Genomic DNA, 19,085 nt, shown 5'->3' on the forward strand with positions numbered 1-19,085 from the left:
TGCCGCAGAATTGGTTTTGCGGGTATGAATGTCGAATAAAAAATGGAGGATTGTAATCTATGGACGCAATGAAAATTATGACCGAGGGCATGATCAAAGCAGAACGCCCCCAATTTGGCATCGGTGACACCGTGCGTGTTTCCGTCCGCATCAAAGAGGGCGAGCGCGAGCGTGTTCAGGCTTTCGAGGGTACCGTCATTGCACGTCGTCACGGCGGCGTTGCTGAGACCTTTACTGTTCGCCGCACTGCATACGGCGTTGGCGTGGAGCGTGTGTTCCCCATCAACTCACCGTTCGTCGAGAAGGTTGAAGTGATTCGTGCTGGCCGTGTGCGCAGAGCGAAACTCTACTACCTGCGTGACCGTGTCGGTAAAGCTGCTAAGGTCAAAGAACAGCTTAGATAACAATAGACGAAAGGGACAAGAACTTGTCCCTTTTTTCTTATTTATAACCATATTCTTTATTGCGCACACTAAGGCGGAAATGTTTTGCCGCCAACGACAGATTTTGCTTTTTTAAGCTTTTTTTGCTATGGTGCCTGCGGCTATTTCGCCTTTTGGCGATTGAAAAGGAGCGCATTTTTGTGAAAGAGAACACATCAGACTCTGTAAATAAAGTTCAGAACCTGATTGAATGGGCTGAAAGCGTTGCTGGCGCAGTGGCCGTAATTGTACTGCTTTTTGTATTTGTGGTACAGCCGGCGAACGTCAGCGGTATTTCTATGGAGCCGACGCTGCAAAATGGAGATAAAATTTTAGTGCGCAGTGCCCTGTACCAACCCAGCTATGGTGATATTGTGGTAATTGACAGTTATAATAATTATCAGGAAACTTTGGTAAAGCGCGTAATTGGCATGGAAGGCGATACCATTGATATTGATTTTGAGCAGGGTATCGTTTACCGCAATGGCAAAGCGCTGGATGAACCGTACACTTCTGCCTTAACTACGGCTACGGGGGATATGCACTTTCCGCTGGTGGTGCCGCAAGACGCTGTGTTTGTAATGGGGGATAACAGGCCCTATTCTAAAGACGGCCGTTACCAGGAGATTGGTTTTGTAGACCAGCGCGACATTATGGGGAAAGCATTTTTTCGCATGATGCCGTTTGGCAATTTTGGAGGAATCTCATGAGTGAAGAAGTAAAAGGAACGCAGATTCAATGGTTCCCTGGACATATGACGAAAACACTTCGCTTAATGGAAGCGGAGATTAAAAACATCGACCTAGTACTGGTATTACTGGATGCGCGAATTCCGCGCTCGAGCTTGAACCCGGAAATTGAGCGCGTTTGCGCTGGCAAGCCGAAGCTGTACCTGCTGAACAAAAGTGACCTTGCAGATCCTTCTGTAACCAAACAATGGGTCAAAGCACTTTCGGGCGAAAACTCTGCCTGTATCGCTGTTTCCAGCAAAAAGCAGGGTGCAGCCAATGCAGTGCGTGCCGAGATAGATAAAGCAATTGCGCCACTTTTGGCAAGACGTGCTGCAAAAGGCATGCAGGGCGCTAAAACGCGTATTATGTTGGTAGGTATTCCGAACGTCGGCAAATCCACCTTTATCAATAATTTCGCAGGTGCCAAGCTGGCCAAAGCAGCAGATCGTCCGGGCGTAACCCGCGGCAAGCAGTGGATTACCGTCCCCGGTTATGAACTGCTGGATATGCCGGGTGTGCTCTGGAAGAAGTTTGAGGACCGCACTACTGCAACAAATCTTGCATTCATCGGCTCTATCAAGGATAATGTTCTTGATATGGAAGAGATTGCAGCGAACTTGATTGGTGAAGTACACCGGCTGTATCCCGGCAAACTGGCAGAACGCTATAAGCTAAAACCTGCACAGATGGAAAAGACCGGATACGACCTGCTTGCAGAGATTGGCCGCAACCGCGGCATGCTGATTTCTGGCGGAGACATTGACTATGAGCGCGCTGCGATTATGGTTGTGGATGAGTTCCGCGCAAGCAAACTGGGCAATTTGACCCTCGAATTCCCCGCGGAGGCCGAAGATGAGCAAACTGTATGAGTTCGACGTGCCACTGATTGAGGAATACGGCTTTGTATGCGGCGTGGATGAAGCAGGCCGTGGACCTTTGGCAGGTCCTGTATGCGTGGCTGCGGTCATTCTCGATCCGAGCATCGTATTTGAAGAGCTTAACGATTCTAAAAAACTAACCGAAAAGCGCCGCGAGGCATTATTCCCTAAAATCATCGAAACAGCAAAGAGTTATAAAATCGTGATGGTAGCCCCGGAAACGATTGATCGCATCAATATTTTGCAGGCAACCATGCTAGGCATGAAACAGGCAGTCGAAGGGCTGGACATCATTCCCAATCTTGCGCTTATTGATGGCAACCGCTGCCCTGATACCGGTATTGCGACCCAAAGCATTGTAAAAGGGGACGCAACCTCGGCCAGCATTGCGGCGGCATCGGTTTTAGCAAAGGTTAGTCGTGACCGATACATGACAGAGCTCGGCAAAGAATTTCCGCAGTATCAGTTTGAAAAGCACAAAGGCTACCCCACCAAACTGCACTATGAGCTGATTGACCAATATGGTATACAGCCGTTTTATCGCAAAAGCTTTTTGAAAAAAAGGGGCTATTGATTCATGGATAGACGTCAAATCGGTATTCTGGGAGAAGTAGAAGCGGCAAGGTATTATCGAGCGCTCGGGTATGAGTTGGTTGCCGCGAATTTTCGCACCCGTCAGGGAGAAATCGATTTGATTGCCGAAAAGAACAGTTGTTTGGTTTTTATAGAAGTGAAAACACGGACAGAGGGCAGCTTGATTGAAGCCAAGGAGGCCGTTACGCGCACAAAACAGCGCAAACTAATTGCCGCTGCGGGGGCTTACCTTAGTTCGTTGCTGTGCGAACCGAAAAACATCCGCTTTGATGTGGTGGAAGTATATCACAGGATGGGTGCAGTGACTCGTGTGTCCTGCATCGAAAATGCATTTGGCGAATAACGGGCAGTTGCCCGCGAGCTTCAGAAGAAAGGGAGTTCTTTATGGATTACTTTGATTTGCATTGTGATACTGCGCTGCATCTTTTGGATACCGGAGAAATGCTGGAAAAAGCGACCGGACATATCTCACTAGAGAAAGCCGAACCGATTGATCGCTATGCGCAGGTATTCGCACTTTTTGTTCATGATAAATTCAGTGGAGAGGCTGCCTGGCAGCAGTACCGAAAAGAACGCGCCTGTATGCACCGCCAACTGCTGCGCAACACAGACACTACCAAGCTTTGCACCGATGCTCAGGAGCTCGAGGAGGCTTTGCTCACCGGCAGACGCGCCGTAATTCTTTCAATAGAAAACGGCGCTGCACTCGGTGGGCAGCTTTCACGCGTGGAAGAGGTTGCCCGCGACGGTGTACGGTTGCTCACGCTGACCTGGTTTCGCGAAAATGAGCTGGGCTACGGCAGTGGTTGCGGCAGCGGTCATTTAAAGCCATTTGGCTATGAGGTGCTCAAAGAGTGCCGCAGGGTTGGCATTATCCCGGACATCAGCCATCTTTCGGACGATGGCGTAGCAGATGTATTTGCTGCGGATGATGGCGTGTTAATTGCGACGCATTCGGATGCGCGCGCAGTAACCAACCATTACCGCAACCTCACCGATGAAATGATTGCAGAGCTGATACGCCGAGAAGGCTTAATTGGACTGAATTTCGCAAAAGACTTTTTACATACCCCGGGCGAAAATGCCTCGCTGGATGACATCTACCGTCACATCTATTATTTCCTTGAACGCGGCTGCGAAAAGACCCTGTGCTTTGGCAGCGACTTTGACGGTGCACATCTTCCGTCCGGTATCGACAGTATTGCAAGCATACCGCCGTTGTTTACATACCTGCAAAAACGGGGCCTCCCGGACAACGTGCTTTATGATATTTTCTTTGAAAATGCCCTGCACTTTTTCAGGGCTGCTTTAGGAGGTACAAAACAGAATGAAGTATTACAGCACACGAGATGATTCCCTGCGGTTGACCGCTTCTGCCGCAATTTTGCAAGGTATTTCTTCAGAGGGTGGCCTGTTTGTGCCGGAAGAGTTCCCCAAAATAGAGCTTTCTGAGCTCAAAGGGCTAACCTATCCTGCACTTGCTGCCAAAATTTTGGGGCTATATCTTACTGATTACAGTGCTGAGTTTTTGGCCCATGCTACCGAAACCTGCTACGGTACCGCATTCGGCGAAGAAGTAGCGAAAACAGTTAAGGTGCATGAGGGCCTGTATTCCCTTGAGCTGTGGCATGGACCAACCTGCGCGTTTAAAGATTATGCGCTGCAACTGATGCCTCACTTACTGGTCGAGGCAAAGCGAATTCAAAAAGATGAAAGCCGTACGCTGATTCTGGTTGCAACTTCCGGTGATACCGGCAAGGCTGCACTGGAAGGTTACAAAAATCTGCCCGGCATTGAAATTGCGGTATTTTACCCTGAAAGCGGCACCAGTGAAACACAGCGTTTGCAGATGGTCACGCAGGAAGGTAACAATGTGCATGTCTATGCCGTCAAAGGCAATTTCGACGATGCTCAAACTGGCGTAAAGCGCGTTTTCACCAACAAAGAATTTGCAGCGGAGCTCACGCAGAAAAACTGCCACCTCACCAGTGCAAACTCTATTAACTGGGGACGCTTGGCGCCGCAAATCGTTTATTATTTTGCAAGCTATCTCAGCTTGGTTGCACAGGGCGAAATCAAAGAAAGTGAACCGGTTGACTTCTGCGTGCCAACCGGCAATTTTGGTGACATCCTTGCCGGTTACTACGCAAAACGTATGGGCCTGCCGGTTGGCCGGTTGGTTTGTGCCTCTAACAGCAACCGCATCCTTACTGACTTTGGCGAAAGCGGCGTTTACGATGCAGCGCGCGAATTTTATAAAACCTCATCTCCGTCGATGGACATTCTGGTCTCTTCTAATTTGGAACGATTGCTGCTTCACAAATCGCAGGATGCTCAGTTTGTTGCAAAACTGATGACCTCGCTTGCCGGCGAAGAAAAGAAATATGAGATCCCGGAAGAACTGAAACAGTCTATTCTCGAAGATTTTGCCTTTGGCGCTTGCGATGAAGCCGCCTGCTTTGCAAAACTGGCCGAGACTTACAAATCTGATAACTATTTGGCCGACCCGCACACAGCCGTTGCGTTAGAGGTTGCTGCAACACAACAGGGTAGTGCACCTTGTGTTGTGCTGTCTACTGCTAACCCATATAAGTTCTCTGCTGCCGTGCTAAAAGCACTTGGCGAGTCTGCCAAACTTAGCGATATGGCAAATATCGCGGCACTGCACGCCCTTACCGGGGCAGCTGTGCCCACGCCGCTGGCAGAGCTTTCTCATAAAACTGCCCGTTTCGGCGAAACAATCCGCCCTGAAGAGATTCTTCGCGTAGCGCGTTCTTTGTAAGCAAGGCGCGTTCTGTGGGCCGCTTGGGGCGGGACCCATCAGAAAGGATTCAAAACAATATGTCGATTTTCACCATAGCCGATCTGCACCTGTCTCTTGGGGCAGATAAGCCAATGGACGTTTTCCGCGGCTGGAAAGGCTATCTTCCCAAGCTGGAAACCAACTGGCGCAACTTGATTGGCCCAGAGGATATTGTGGTGCTGCCGGGAGATATCTCTTGGGCGATGCGGCTGGAGGATGCTGTGGCGGATTTTACTTTTGTGCAAAATTTGCCCGGACAAAAAATCATCCTGAAAGGCAACCATGATTATTGGTGGTCCACGATGTCTAAAATGAACGCATTCTGCGAAAAGAATGGGTTTGACTCTATCTCGTTTTTAAACAACAACTGCTTTATGGTAGGGGATATTGCAATCTGCGGTTCGCGCAGTTGGCTGTTTGATGTGGGGGAAGCCCATGATGCAAAGGTGATGAACCGGGAGCTCGGACGGCTTCGCGCCTCGCTGGAAATGGCAGGGGATGCGGAAAAAGTAGTGTTTTTACATTATCCGCCGCTTTACCCCAATGGAAATGCGGACGAGGTCATTACTTTGCTGCAAGAGTTTGGCGTAAAAGAATGCTATTACGGACACCTGCATGGAAGCTCTGTTTTATCGGCAATTCAGGGTGAAGTAGACGGTGTCCACTACAAACTGATCTCTGCCGATGGACTGCGGTTTTGTCCTTACCAGGTGCGCTAGGCGCTGCATTTTAAATTTCGCGGCATTTCGCTTTAAAAAATCCGCAAAAAAACGAGCGTGGGCAGTATTTTTAATAGAAAATTCATACAGTTTATGTTATAATTGACGCTGACGCTTTGTTTTCACTGCGTACTATGTTACAATTAAAAAGCAATCGCTTTGATATGGAGGAAATATAATGGAACTCAAAAAAAATGTAAAAAATGAAAACGGTACTTGCGAACTGGAATTTGCAATTGATGCAGCAGCATTCAATGAGGCAGTTTCCAAAGTGTTCAAAAAAACTGCTTCTAAATATAAGGTTGCAGGCTTCCGCCCCGGCAAAGCCCCCCGCAACATCATCGAGCAGATGTACGGCAAAGATGTTTTCACCTATGACGCTATCAACGAGCTGTTCCCGGCAAACTACGAAGCCGCTGTTAAAGAAGCTGGCATTGATCCGGTTGATCGTCCGGAAGTGGACATCGTTTCTGCTGATGCAGAGAACGGCGTTGTGCTGAAAGCTATCGTTACTGTTAAACCGGAAGTCGCCCTGGGCGAGTACAAAGGTTTAAAGGCAGAAAAGACCGTCCATACTGTTGAAGCTGCGACTGTTGACGCAGAGATTGACCGTATGCGCGAGCGCAATGCACGCATCTACTCTAAAGAAGAGGGCAATGCAGAGAACGGCGATACCGCTGTAATCGACTTTGAAGGCTTTATCGACGATGTTGCTTTTGAGGGCGGCAAAGGCGAGAAATATCCCCTCGAGCTTGGCTCCGGCCAGTTCATCCCCGGTTTTGAAGAGCAGGTTGTAGGCCACGCTGTTGGCGAAGAGTTCGACGTTGTCGTTCCGTTCCCCGCTGATTATGCAGCAGAAGAGCTGGCTGGCAAAACCGCTACTTTCAAAATCAAACTGCACGAAGTAAAAGCAAAAGAGTTGCCGGCTGCCGACGACGAGTTCGCAAAAGACGTCAGCGAGTATGACACCCTTGCAGAGCTGCGCGCAAGCATCGAAAAAGAGATGAAAGAGCAGCTTGACCGTCAGTCTGAGCTCGAAGCAGAGAATCAGCTGGTTGACCAGGTTGTTACCGGCATGAAAGCTGAAATCCCCGAGTGCATGATTCGCGACGCTATCGACGATATGGTTCGCGATTTCGAGTATCGTATGGAGAGCCAGGGCCTTAAGCTGGAGAACTACCTGCAGTACACCCAGATGACCATGGAGAAATTCCGTGAGGGCTTCAAAGATCAGGCAGAGAAACAGGTCAAAATGCGCCTTGCTCTCGAGAAAATCGTTGCTCTTGAAAACATCGAAGCAACTGAAGAAGAGTTTGAGGCGGAGATCAGCCGCATTGCTGCTAACTACAAGCTGGAAGCAGAGCGCGTAAAAGCAATGATCCCGACCGCTGAGGTCAAAAAAGACCTTGCTATCAACAAGGCAATTGATTTCATCAAATCCAACGCTACCATTACCGAGGTAGAAAACAAAAAAGCAGCAGAGTAATCCTCTGTTGTAAACAGGAGGTTCTTATATGAGCTTAGTCCCTTATGTTGTCGAACAGACCAGCCGTGGCGAACGCAGCTACGACATTTTTTCCCGGTTGCTGAACGATCGCATCATCATGCTTTCTGAGGAAGTGAACGATACCACTGCCAGCCTGGTTGTGGCACAGTTGCTGTATCTTGAAGGGCAAGACCCTGACAAGGATATCAGCCTGTATATCAACAGCCCTGGTGGCTCCATCAGCGCGGGCATGGCGATCCACGACACCATGAAGTATATCAAATGCGACGTTTCCACCATTTGCATTGGTATGGCTGCGTCCATGGGCTCGTTTCTGCTCGCCTCCGGCACCAAAGGCAAACGTTTTGCGCTGCCTAACAGCGAGATCATGATTCACCAGCCGCTGCTGCAAGGTTTGCAGGGGCAGGCAACGGACATCAAAATCCATGCAGAGCATATCATTCGCATCAAAGAGCGGATGAATAAGCTGCTCGCAGAATATACCGGCCAGACTTATGAAAAGCTGGTGGAGGATACCGAGCGCGATAACTTCCTTACTGCCCAGCAGGCTGCGGATTACGGCCTGATTGACGCTGTAATTCAAAATCGCTAAGCCTAGCAATAAAGTTGGTGTAATATGTCTAGCAACAAAGAAAAAGAGATCACTTGCAGCTTTTGCGGCAAAAGCCAGGATGCGGTAGAACGCATTATCATTGGCCCCGGCGTAAATATTTGCAGCGAATGCATTGAGCTGTGCAGCACCCTTCTTACAGAAGAAGGGGTGCGCAGCCCCAAGCAGCCGCAGCGGGTACAACGTCCGGCACAAAACGCAGGCGCTGCCAAGTCTTCCGCGGCAGAGATTAAAGTGCTCACCCCGCAGGAGATTAAAGAAGGTTTGGACCAGTACGTCATTGGTCAGGACGATGCGAAAATCGTCCTTGCCGTGTCGGTCTACAACCACTATAAGCGTATCCTCAGCCCGGAATATGACAACGATGTAGAGCTGCAGAAAAGTAACGTTCTGCTGCTTGGTCCTTCCGGTGTGGGTAAAACGCTGCTTGCCCAGACCCTTGCAAAGATGATGAAAGTTCCGTTTGCTATTGCAGACGCAACCACCTTGACCGAAGCAGGTTATGTTGGCGAAGACGTCGAGAACATTCTGCTGAAGTTGATTCAGGCCGCCGATTTCGATATCGAGCGCGCAGAAAAGGGTATTATCTATATCGACGAAATCGATAAGATTACGCGCAAAAGCGAGAATCCTTCGATTACACGTGATGTTGGTGGCGAAGGTGTGCAGCAAGCCTTGCTTAAAATTCTAGAAGGTACAGTTTCTAATGTACCGCCCCAGGGTGGACGCAAGCATCCGCAGCAGGAGTTTATCCAGATTAACACGAAGAACATTCTGTTTATTTGTGGCGGTGCGTTTGATGGTCTTGCAACCCATATCAAGCGCCGCACCGATACCTCCGGCCTTGGGTTTGGCAGCAAGCTCAAGGAAATTAAGGATGAGAACGACAACCAGATGTTGCGTCTCGTAGAGCCACATGACTTGGTGAAATTCGGCCTTATTCCGGAATTGGTTGGTCGTATCCCCATTGTGACTGTACTGAATCCTCTCGATGAAACTGCGTTGGTACGCATTCTTCGTGAGCCGAAGAACTCTTTGGTAAAACAGTATAAAGCACTGCTTGGGTTGGATAACGTGGAACTGGACATCACTGACGATGCCTTGCTGGAAATTGCAAAGAAAGCCATTGCACTGAAGAGTGGTGCACGTGGTTTACGGAGCATTATGGAGCAGGCGCTGATGGAAGTTATGTACGAAATTCCCAGCGACACAACGATTATCAAAGTGATAATCGATAAGGAAACTATCCTTGGCGGCAAGCCAAAACTGGAATATGGCGCAGTGCGTAAACGGTACAAAAATACCGTGAATACATTGATTCATTAATAAAAGTAAAATACGCTGACAGAGAAGCTAATCTCGGTCAGCGTATTTTTTATGGATTGGACCACATTAAAGACTTAGTAAAGAATGGCTTAAAGTAAAGCTTTTATATTACGCTAACCCCTTACAGCGCAACCGGATGGCAATTTACAGAAGTGTAAAATCAATGACTTAGATGAGTCCCTAAGAATTTGTGAGACAGAAAATATAAATAAGTAGTTAAGTTCCTTTTCGTACTCTTGAAACCTAAGCTATTGCTTGACCTGCTTTGCAAAACCTCGTATAATTAAGAAGTTAAGTAAGCGCCTTTTGTTTTAGAGATTCTGGCGCCTATCGGTCACTTGTCTATATTAAAAAGATCAGGAGGAATTTTCCAATGTCTTTTACAGAGGAATACAAACAGAAGCTAACGACCGCTGAAGAAGCTGTCAAAGTCGTAAAATCCGGTGATTGGGTAGATTTCGGCTGGTGTGCTGGCACCCCTAATGCCTTAGACAAGGCTCTGGCTGCTCGCTATGAAGAGCTGGAAGACGTTAAACTGCGTGGTGGCGTTTTGCTCCGTGCTTTGGACATCTTCGGTGTTCCCGATGTTGCTAAGCACTTCACTTGGAATTCTTGGCATATGTCTGGCGCAGAGCGTCGCATGATTAATAGCGGCTGTGCATTTTATGCACCTATTCGCTATTCGGAGCTGCCTCGCTACTACCGCGAAAATGTAGTCCCCAACGATGTAGCAATGTTCCAGGTTGCACCCATGGATGAACACGGCTACTTTAACTTTGGCCCTGAGGCTTCTCATATGATGGCGGTTTGCGAAAAATCTAAAGTCATCATCGTTGAGGTTAACAAAAATCTGCCCCGCTGCCTGGGTGGCTTTGAAGAGGCAATCCATATCTCTAAAGTTGATATGATCGTGGAATGCGATGCCCCGATGGGTATTTTGCCCGCCGGCGGTGCTGCGAGTGAAGTAGACGAAGCAGTTGCAAGACTGATTGTAGACGAAATCCCGAATGGTGCTTGCCTGCAGCTTGGCATCGGCGGTATGCCCAATGCAGTTGGCTCCTTGATTGCCAGCTCGGAGCTGAAAGACCTTGGTGTTCATACTGAAATGTACGTTGATGGCTTTGTCGATATGGCGAAAGCAGGTAAAATCACCGGCCGTTCCAAAAATATCGACCGTGGCCGCCAGACTTACGCTTTTGCTGCTGGCACCCAGAAACTGTATGACTACTTGAACAATAACCCTGAGTGCATGAGCGCCCCGGTTAACTATACCAACGATGCTCGTGTTATCTCTCAGATTGACAACTTCATGTCGATTAATAACGCAGTTAACCTCGACCTCTTCGGCCAGGTAAACTCCGAGTCTGCCGGTACCAAACACATCAGCGGTGCAGGCGGCCAGCTGGACTTCGTTCTCGGTGCTTATCTGTCCAAAGGCGGCAAAAGCTTTATCTGCTGCTCATCTTCTTTCACCGACAAAGAAGGCAACCTCCAATCCCGCATCTTGCCGACACTGGAAACTGGCTCTATCGTTACCGATACCCGCGCCAACATCCACTATCTCGTCACTGAGTACGGCAAGGCAAACCTTAAAGGTCTGTCCTCCTGGCAGAAAGCAGAGGCTATCATCTCGGTTGCGCACCCGCAGTTCCGTGAGGAGCTGATTGCCAGCGCAGATAAGATGAAAATTTGGCGCAAATCCAATAAAAGATAATTATTCTTCAGTAGAGCCGCTGCTTGCGGCTCTACTTTTTTATAAAAAAATCCCTGCCTTATCGCAAAAGATAAAGCAGGGATTTGATTTTATAAGATTATTTCAAGCGGAAGTTGCTGTCGGGGATTTCTTCCACCGGAGTTTCGTGGAACTCATAGGTATTGCCAGGCAGTACGGCATTTAAGACAATGCCGAGGATTGCTGCGATAGCAAGGCCGGAAAGCGAAATGCTGATTTGGTCGGTAATCACAAATGTGAGACCACCCATACCGTTGAAGCCGATTGCACTGACCATAATGATAGCTGCAATAATCAGGTTACGAGATTGGGTAAAGTCAACCTTGTTTTCAACGACATTGCGCACGCCGATGGCGCTGATCATACCGTAAAGAATAAAGCTAACGCCGCCAATGATTGCAGTCGGGATGGCGCGAATCATTTCGCCAAACTTCGGAATAAAGGAGAGCAAAATTGCAAAGCAAGCTGCGATTTCCATTACCTTAGGATCATATACTTTAGAGAGTGCGAGCACGCCAGTATTTTCGCCATAAGTTGTGTTCGCCGGGGCGCCAAACATACCCGCAAGGCTGGTTGCAAGGCCATCGCCCAGCATTGTGCGGTGCAGGCCGGGGTCAGCAATATAGTTTTTGCCGGTGGTTGCGCTGATGGCAGCAATGTCGCCGACGTGCTCCATCATGGTTGCCAAAGCAATAGGCATAATTGTGAACATTGCACTGATGCTGAATTTCGCCATGGTGATAGGTGCCATTGCGAAAACCTCTGCCTGCTTTACAGTAGCAAAGTCTACGCGATTAAGCAGAATAGCAACAGCATAGGAAACTACAATGCCCAGCAGAATGGGAATAATTTTGACCATGCCTTTACCCCAGATGTTGCAGACAACGATAACGCTCAACGCGACAAATGCTAAAAGCCAGTCGGTGCTTGCGTTCTGTACTGCGGTGGGGGCGAGAATAAGGCCAATGGAAATGATGATGGGGCCAGTGACAACGGGCGGAAAGAACCGCATAACCTTTTTTACACCAAAGCCCTTAATCAAGCCAGCCAGAATAATATAGGTAAGACCCGCCGCCACTACACCGCCGCAGGCATAGGGGAGCTGCTCGACATTCGGCTTACCGTCAATCAACGGTGCAACCATAGAATAGCCGCCCAAAAATGCAAAGGAAGAACCTAAAAATGCAGGAACTTTGCCCTTAGTGATTAAGTGGAAGAGCAAAGTGCCAATGCCAGCGAACAAAAGCGTGGTAGAAACGTTAAGGCCCGTAATGATGGGTACCAGCACGGTGGCGCCAAACATGGCGAAGGTGTGCTGGATGCCGAGCAGAAGCATTTTAGGAATGCCCAACTCGCGCGCGTTATAAATAGCGTGGTCTGTCTTCATAATTCGTCCTCCCAATGTTGGTGCGGGATACGCCATAAAAAAAGCCAAGCTGCGAATAGCAGCCTGACTTTTAAAAATGGTGTTGTGAAAATAAAAAAGCAGATGCCAAAGAAGCCGGCATCAACGCCTGAATCATCTTCTTTCGCATACTGACACACTCCCTTTGGTAATCCCGCAAAATTTACACTTGTACTATGATACAAAAAACACCTGCAAATGTCAACCATTTTTTTGACAGCTTTCGCGGTCCCTTATAAGTTGCGGTATCAAGCTAAAAAGGGTATAATATATAAGTATGTATTTTTTGGCAGGAGCCAAAAGTTGATTACGGAGGCCAATATGTCATCAGTAAAAGTAAAATTAAAAACAGATAAAGACCGGCAGCAAATTCTCGTCCCCACCATTGCGCTGCGCGGCCTTGTTGTGTTTCCAAATAATGTTGTTCATTTTGAAGTAGGGCGCCCGCGCTCTATTGCAGCGATAGAATGGGCTATGGAAAACAGCACCAACGTTTTTCTCGTTGCACAAAAAGATATGGATGTAGAAAACCCGACCTCGAAAGACTTGTACGCTTATGGTGTCATGGCGGAGGTTAAACAGATTCTGAAAGTTTCAGATGATCTGGTAAAGGTTTTGGTAGAAGGTAAGTATCGCGCTAAGCTGGAAAAAATCCAGACGGATGCCGACTTCTTGCAAGCAGCTATCCAACCGGCTCCGGTACGCGGAGTTCGCCCCGCAGATGCGCCGCGTGCAGAAGCCCTTGTGCGCTCTATTCGTGATGCCTTTGAAGAGTACCTTGCACTTAACCCGAGATTGCCCAAAGACGTAATTTACAATATTCTTTCCAGCGAGAGCCCGACTTTCCTGGCAGAATATGTCCCAAGCAATCTGCTCTTCAAATATGCAGATAAGCAAAAAATCATGAATGAGAACAGCACGCTTGCGCGATTAGAAGCATTGCTCACAGTGTTCACTAAAGAGACAAAAGTCCTCTCTATCGAAAAAGAGATTCAGGACAAAGTCGGCGAGCAGATGGATAAAAATCAGCGCGATTACTTTTTGCGTGAACAAATGCGAGCCATTTCTGAAGAGCTGGACGAGGAGGATGATTCTCGCAGCGAGGCCGAAAACTATAAAAAGCGTATTGCTAAAATTGATTTGCCGGAAGAAGCCCGAGAAAAGCTTTTAAAAGAAACCGACCGCCTTTATAAAATGCAAGGCAGTAGTCAGGAAGCCTCGGTTATCCGTACTTACCTAGACACTTGCCTTGATTTGCCTTGGAATGTCCTTACCCCAGAGAATATTGATATTGCCAAGGCACAGACGATTTTAGATAAAGAGCACTATGGCCTGAAAAAGGTAAAAGAGCGTATTCTTGAAATTCTTGCAGTACGTAAGCTGTCTTCTGAAGTACATAGCCAGATTATCTGCCTGGTTGGCCCTCCGGGTGTCGGTAAAACCTCAATTGCAACTTCTATTGCCAAATGCCTGGGCCGCAAATATGCACGTATGTCTTTGGGCGGTGTGCGGGACGAAGCTGAAATTCGTGGACATCGCCGCACTTATATTGGTGCAATGCCGGGCAAGATTATCAGTGCTATTAATACCTCGAAAAGCAGCAATCCGCTAATTTTGCTGGATGAGGTAGATAAGCTTGCTTCTGACTTCCGTGGCGACCCGGCAGCGGCTTTGCTGGAGGCCCTTGACCCCGAGCAGAACAGCACATTTAAAGATTTGTACCTTGATATTCCTTTCGATTTAAGCAAGGTGCTATTTATCACCACTGCAAACTCTACCGATACGATTCCACGTCCGTTGCTCGACCGCATGGACGTGATTGAACTGCCCAGCTATACTCGTCTTGAAAAATTCCAGATTGCAAAGCGGCACCTGTTGCCCAAACAGCTTAGGCTTACCGGCTTAAAAGGCCGCGTTCGCATTACCGATTCTGCGCTGACTGCTTTAATTGACGGTTACACCCAAGAAGCAGGCGTTCGCAGCTTGGAGCGAGTGATTACCGAGGTGCTGCGCAAGTGCGCAAAAACAATAGCAGCAGCGGAAGAAGAGCAAAGCATTACTATTTCTGCAAGAAACCTGGAAGAGCTGATTGGCCCAGTGCGCGTAAAACCAAACTTTTCAAATAAAACAAACGCCGTAGGTATTGCGAACGGCCTTGCATGGACCTCTATTGGTGGCGAATTGCTGCCTATTGAAGTGCAGGTTATAGAAAACGGTTCTGGCGCACTTGAATTAACCGGCTCGCTTGGAGAAGTAATGAAAGAATCTGCGAAGCTCGCCATTACATTTGCGAAAGTGCATGCAAAAGAATATGGGCTGGACCAAATTGATTTCAAAAAAATCGATATCCATATTCATGCTCCGGAGGGAGCAATCCCCAAAGACGGGCCGTCTGCGGGCATCACTCTGGCAACTGCGCTGATTTCTGCACTCTCTGGCCGAGCGGTGCGCAGTGACGTTGCAATGACTGGTGAGATTACCCTGCACGGAACGGTGTTACCGATTGGCGGTTTGCGTGAGAAAACAATGGCGGCCTACCGCGAGAAAATGACAACCGTGCTAGTGCCAAAGGATAATATGCCTGACCTGTACGATGTGGATGATACTGTGAAAGAGGCGCTGTCTTTTATCCCAGTATCTGATCTTCAGCAGGTTCTTAAAATCAATTTATTGCCCTCTGCACAGGCTTAACCATTTAACTAAAATACACATTTCCAGAAAGGAAAAGTGAAAAACAATGAATTATAATAAAGCGGATTTTCTTGCCTCTTACGGACTGTCTTCACAGCTTCCGCTTTCGGATCGTCCGGAGGTCGTTTTCTCCGGGCGATCGAATGTTGGCAAGTCTTCTCTTATCAACAAACTGTGTAACCGTAAAAGCCTGGCTCGCGTAAGTGCAACCCCCGGCAAAACGGCTACAATTAACTATTACGAGCTGGATAATATTTATCTGGTTGATTTGCCCGGCTACGGTTTTGCCCGGGTGTCACGGTCTGAAAGAGAGCGCTGGGATGATTTAATTAACAGCTATTTTGCTCATACAGACCGCTGCCAGCTGTTGCTGCAGCTTTTAGACTGTCGTCACGATCCCTCAGCAGATGACATCGTAATGATGGAATACCTATACCACCATAACATTCCGTTTGTGGTGGTACTGACCAAAGCGGACAAGCTGAATAAAACAGAATCGGCAGCGGCCTCTGGTAAATTCCTTAATTATTGTGCACAATATGGTTGTAAAGGTGTTATCCTTACCAGTTCTCAAAAAGGTACCGGTATGGATGAGCTGCGTGACTGTCTGGAGCAGCATATCGTGGAGGAAGGTTAATGGCCGGCTACCATGATTTTGCATATTTTTATGATGGATTTAATGTAGAGGCAGATTATGATGCGTTGCATCAATTCATCCGTGACACGTTTGCTCAGCATGGCATTCATGAGGGCATTGTTGCAGACCTTGGCTGCGGCACTGGTGAACTTACACTAAAGCTGGCTGCGGATGGTTACGATATGATCGCCATCGATGGCTCAGAGGATATGCTTGCGATTCTCAATGATAAGCGCTGCGAAGAGGGGATAGAGGGAATTCTTCTATTGCACCAGGACCTTACCCAAATGGACCTTTATGGAACCATTGTAGGGGCCGTTTCTACTTTTGATACGTTCAATCATATTGGACCGTTCCCTGTACTTGAACAGGCCATTGAAAAAACAGGACTGTTTATGGAAAAAGGGGGGCTGTTTATCTTTGATGTAAATACACCTTATAAGCACCGTGAAATTTTGGCAGATAACATTTTCACACTTGAAGATGAGGATGCGACCTGCGTATGGAAAAATCACTATGACACAGACCTCAGCCGTACTACCATTGATATTCAGATTGATTATATGGAAGAGGACGAGCAGTTCTGCGAGCAATTTTATGAATACAGCTATGAGCTGGATGCAATCAAAGCAGCCTGTGAACGGCACGGTTTTCGCATTCTGGAAGTCCGGGATGGCGAAACATTTGGCGCGCTGACCGAAACATCTCAGCGTGCAATTTTTGTAGGGGAGAAAATCATACAATGTCAAAGTTAGTAAGAGCAATTTCAGAAAATGGTGGTATCGTGGTCGCAATTGTGGATTCTACCGAGATTGTAGGAGAAATGCAAAAGCTGCATGATTGCAGTGCGCCGGTTTGCGCAGGGCTTGGCCGACTGATTACCGGAGCATCGCTTATGGGCGCTATGCTAAAAAGCCGAGATGATGCGCTCACCCTGCGTGTCCAAGGTGGCGGCCCCGCAGGTTTGCTTATTGCTGTTGCAAACGGCAAGGGAGACCTGAAAGGCTATGTACAAAATCCCCACGCAGATATGCAGAACCGGCCCGATGGCAAACTGAACGGGGGCGGAGTTGTGGGTACAGATGGTATGCTTTCGGTGATTAAGGATCTTGGTTTAAAAGAGCCTTATGTAGGTCAGATTCCTCTTGTATCAGGAGAAATTGCGGAGGACTTGACTTCTTACTACGCAACCAGCGAGCAGATTCCGACAGTATGTGCTTTGGGTGTATTGGTAGAAAAGGATAGATCTGTAAAACGCGCAGGCGGATATTTGCTGCAGCTTTTGCCCGGTGCTACAGACGAAGAAATTACTTGTCTCGAAAACAACATCTCTTCCATGAAGAGCATGACCGAAATGCTGGAAGATGGTATGAGCGTATATGATATCATTGAAAAGTTGCTGGCAGGGTTTAATCCTAATGTGCTCGACGAAGAGGAAGTTGCTTACCATTGCGATTGCAGTAAAGAGCGGGTAGAGCGAGCCTATATTAGCTTGGGCAAAGAAGAATTGCACAAAATTGCAGAGGAGCAAGAAACCGTAGAATTGAAATGCCAGTTCTGCAATAAAGCCTATGAATTTAAAACAGCCGATTATCTAAATCTGTGAGGCGAAGCTTTTGAAAGAAAAAATCAAATCAGTGTATGTTTGTAATGTATGCGGAGAGCAAAGCCCGCGCTGGATGGGGCGTTGCCCAAGCTGTGGACAATGGAATACCCTTACCGAAGATGTGATTCGAGAAACGCCTGCCACCAAAGCAGGTAAAGCACCCGTCTTGCGCGGAGAAGTGACATCCTCTAAACTGCGCGACATCAATGTAAACGATGAGAAAAGCCGCATCCTTACCGGCATCGAAGAATTGGATCGAGTTCTGGGCGGAGGGATTGTAATTGGCTCAGTGGTATTGCTTGGTGGTGAACCAGGCGCAGGTAAGTCAACTTTGCTGTTGCAGATTTGCGCAAATCTTCCCGCGCACCTTTCGGTGCTGTACGTAACGGGCGAGGAATCGATTCGGCAAATCAAGCTGCGGGCAGACCGTTTGCATGTTACAGGGGATACCGTTACTGTCGCAGCTGAAACCGAGATTGAAACCGTGACGGACCTAATACACACTCATAAGCCGTCGTTGGTGATTGTTGATTCTATCCAGACCATGCATTCGGCAGCGGTCAGTTCTTCCGCAGGTAGCGTTTCTCAGGTAAAGGAGTGCTCTGCGCAGTTGCTCGCTTGTGCCAAATCGCTGGAGATTCCTGTGTTCATCGTAGGACACGTGAATAAGGACGGTGCGATTGCCGGACCCAAAGTAATGGAACATATTGTAGATACGGTGCTTTATTTTGAAGGAGACCGTATGTTGCCCTATCGTATCTTGCGTGCTGTAAAAAACCGATATGGGTCTACAAACGAAATTGGCATGTTTGACATGACCGGCAGCGGCTTGCGTGAAATCGTGAACCCCTCTAAAATGCTACTGGAGGGACGCCCACTAGGTGTTTCGGGTAACTGTGTTGCATGTACTATGGAAGGCACACGCCCGATTCTTTCGGAGGTGCAGGCTTTGGTGACAAAAACAAGCTTTGGCACCCCTCGCCGCACGGCATCTGGTTTTGATTTTAGCCGCATGAATCTTCTCTTAGCAGTGTTGGAAAAACGCGGTGGCTACTTTATGGGCGCTATGGACGTTTATCTGAACATTGTCGGTGGCCTGGAGCTTGATGATACTGCCTGCGATCTGGCTGTACTTCTGGCCGTGGTTTCCAGCTTGTTGGATAAGCCCGTACCCGATGATACGATTGCAATTGGTGAAGTCGGGCTCGGTGGGGAAGTGCGTAGCATCAACAATTTGGATGCTCGTGTAAAAGAGGCAATGCGTATTGGTTTTCGCCGCGTTATTTTACCGCGTCACAGTCTCTCCCAGCTGGATTTAAAAGAGTTTTCTGACATAGAATTGCGAGGCGTTTCATACTTGCGTGACGCAATTGAAATTATTTAATAGAGCATTTGATAAATCGCCCTTTTTGTTGGCAAACTAG

At 48.0% G+C, this 19,085-nt stretch carries 18 protein-coding genes; 17 read left to right on the plus strand and 1 reads right to left on the minus strand.

The genetic code is table 11. From position 1 onward, the window contains the following. The first annotated feature begins 59 nt into the window (after nt 1-59). The 12 genes from rplS (at nt 60) to C1A11_RS00740 (ending at nt 11,304) form a co-directional block, all read left to right on the plus strand. Nucleotides 60-404 carry a 50S ribosomal protein L19 gene (rplS, locus tag C1A11_RS00685; protein WP_102048509.1) on the plus strand — a complete coding sequence of 115 codons (345 nt, stop codon included), beginning with the start codon at nt 60-62 and terminating at the stop codon, nt 402-404. 179 nt (nt 405-583) lie between these two features. After that, nucleotides 584-1,132 (plus strand): signal peptidase I, encoded by a 549-nt coding sequence (gene lepB, locus C1A11_RS00690; protein ID WP_102048510.1) that lies wholly within the window; start codon nt 584-586, stop codon nt 1,130-1,132. Beyond that, entirely contained in the window at nt 1,129-2,022 is an 894-nt protein-coding gene (ylqF, locus tag C1A11_RS00695; RefSeq protein WP_102048511.1) for a ribosome biogenesis GTPase YlqF, read from the plus strand. The genes lepB and ylqF overlap by 4 nt, the downstream gene beginning before the upstream one ends. After that, nucleotides 2,006-2,605, plus strand: coding sequence for a ribonuclease HII (locus tag C1A11_RS00700; RefSeq protein ID WP_102048512.1), 600 nt, complete (start codon nt 2,006-2,008; stop codon nt 2,603-2,605). Before ylqF ends, C1A11_RS00700 begins: the two co-directional genes overlap by 17 nt. 3 nt (nt 2,606-2,608) lie before the next feature. Beyond that, nucleotides 2,609-2,968 carry a YraN family protein gene (locus tag C1A11_RS00705; RefSeq protein WP_102048513.1) on the plus strand — a complete coding sequence of 120 codons (360 nt, stop codon included), beginning with the start codon at nt 2,609-2,611 and terminating at the stop codon, nt 2,966-2,968. A gap of 41 nt (nt 2,969-3,009) precedes the next feature. Further along, nucleotides 3,010-3,978 carry a dipeptidase gene (locus C1A11_RS00710; RefSeq protein ID WP_102048514.1) on the plus strand — a complete coding sequence of 323 codons (969 nt, stop codon included), beginning with the start codon at nt 3,010-3,012 and terminating at the stop codon, nt 3,976-3,978. Next, entirely contained in the window at nt 3,953-5,407 is a 1,455-nt protein-coding gene (gene thrC / locus C1A11_RS00715; protein WP_102048515.1) for a threonine synthase, read from the plus strand. Before C1A11_RS00710 ends, thrC begins: the two co-directional genes overlap by 26 nt. Nucleotides 5,408-5,466: 59 nt before the next feature. Continuing rightward, entirely contained in the window at nt 5,467-6,147 is a 681-nt protein-coding gene (locus tag C1A11_RS00720) for a metallophosphoesterase (protein WP_102048516.1), read from the plus strand. Nucleotides 6,148-6,325: 178 nt separating this feature from the next. Continuing rightward, entirely contained in the window at nt 6,326-7,633 is a 1,308-nt protein-coding gene (tig, locus tag C1A11_RS00725; protein ID WP_102048517.1) for a trigger factor, read from the plus strand. A 28-nt stretch (nt 7,634-7,661) separates the two neighbouring features. Then, nucleotides 7,662-8,246 carry an ATP-dependent Clp endopeptidase proteolytic subunit ClpP gene (gene clpP, locus C1A11_RS00730; RefSeq protein WP_102048518.1) on the plus strand — a complete coding sequence of 195 codons (585 nt, stop codon included), beginning with the start codon at nt 7,662-7,664 and terminating at the stop codon, nt 8,244-8,246. 24 nt (nt 8,247-8,270) lie between these two features. Then, a complete protein-coding gene (gene clpX, locus C1A11_RS00735; protein ID WP_102048519.1) occupies nt 8,271-9,590 on the plus strand; it encodes an ATP-dependent Clp protease ATP-binding subunit ClpX in 1,320 nt (439 codons plus the stop codon). 373 nt (nt 9,591-9,963) lie between these two features. Then, the gene (locus tag C1A11_RS00740) at nt 9,964-11,304 is read left to right on the plus strand and encodes a butyryl-CoA:acetate CoA-transferase (RefSeq protein ID WP_102048520.1); all 1,341 of its coding nucleotides are present in this window, start codon (nt 9,964-9,966) and stop codon (nt 11,302-11,304) included. 97 nt (nt 11,305-11,401) lie between these two features. On the opposite strand, the gene C1A11_RS00745 is transcribed toward C1A11_RS00740, so the two are convergent. After that, nucleotides 11,402-12,709 carry a uracil-xanthine permease family protein gene (locus tag C1A11_RS00745; RefSeq protein ID WP_102048521.1) on the minus strand — a complete coding sequence of 436 codons (1,308 nt, stop codon included), beginning with the start codon at nt 12,707-12,709 and terminating at the stop codon, nt 11,402-11,404. 339 nt (nt 12,710-13,048) lie between these two features. Between C1A11_RS00745 and lon the strand changes: the two genes are divergently transcribed. The 5 genes from lon to radA are packed head-to-tail and all read left to right on the plus strand — an operon-like array spanning nt 13,049 to nt 19,045. Then, a complete protein-coding gene (gene lon, locus C1A11_RS00750; protein ID WP_102049203.1) occupies nt 13,049-15,418 on the plus strand; it encodes an endopeptidase La in 2,370 nt (789 codons plus the stop codon). A gap of 46 nt (nt 15,419-15,464) precedes the next feature. After that, nucleotides 15,465-16,055 (plus strand): ribosome biogenesis GTP-binding protein YihA/YsxC, encoded by a 591-nt coding sequence (gene yihA / locus C1A11_RS00755; RefSeq protein WP_102048522.1) that lies wholly within the window; start codon nt 15,465-15,467, stop codon nt 16,053-16,055. Further along, nucleotides 16,055-16,810: a class I SAM-dependent DNA methyltransferase gene (locus tag C1A11_RS00760; RefSeq protein WP_102048523.1), complete on the plus strand. Its 756-nt coding sequence runs from the start codon at nt 16,055-16,057 to the stop codon at nt 16,808-16,810. Before yihA ends, C1A11_RS00760 begins: the two co-directional genes overlap by 1 nt. Next, complete coding sequence (gene hslO, locus C1A11_RS00765) at nt 16,798-17,661, plus strand: Hsp33 family molecular chaperone HslO (RefSeq protein WP_102048524.1); 864 nt, start codon at nt 16,798-16,800, stop codon at nt 17,659-17,661. The genes C1A11_RS00760 and hslO overlap by 13 nt, the downstream gene beginning before the upstream one ends. 10 nt (nt 17,662-17,671) lie before the next feature. After that, nucleotides 17,672-19,045 carry a DNA repair protein RadA gene (gene radA / locus C1A11_RS00770; RefSeq protein WP_102048525.1) on the plus strand — a complete coding sequence of 458 codons (1,374 nt, stop codon included), beginning with the start codon at nt 17,672-17,674 and terminating at the stop codon, nt 19,043-19,045. Nucleotides 19,046-19,085 lie beyond the last annotated feature (40 nt).

The organism is Pygmaiobacter massiliensis (genome assembly GCF_900199435.1).
Classification (GTDB): Bacteria; Bacillota; Clostridia; order Oscillospirales; family Ruminococcaceae; genus Pygmaiobacter; species Pygmaiobacter massiliensis.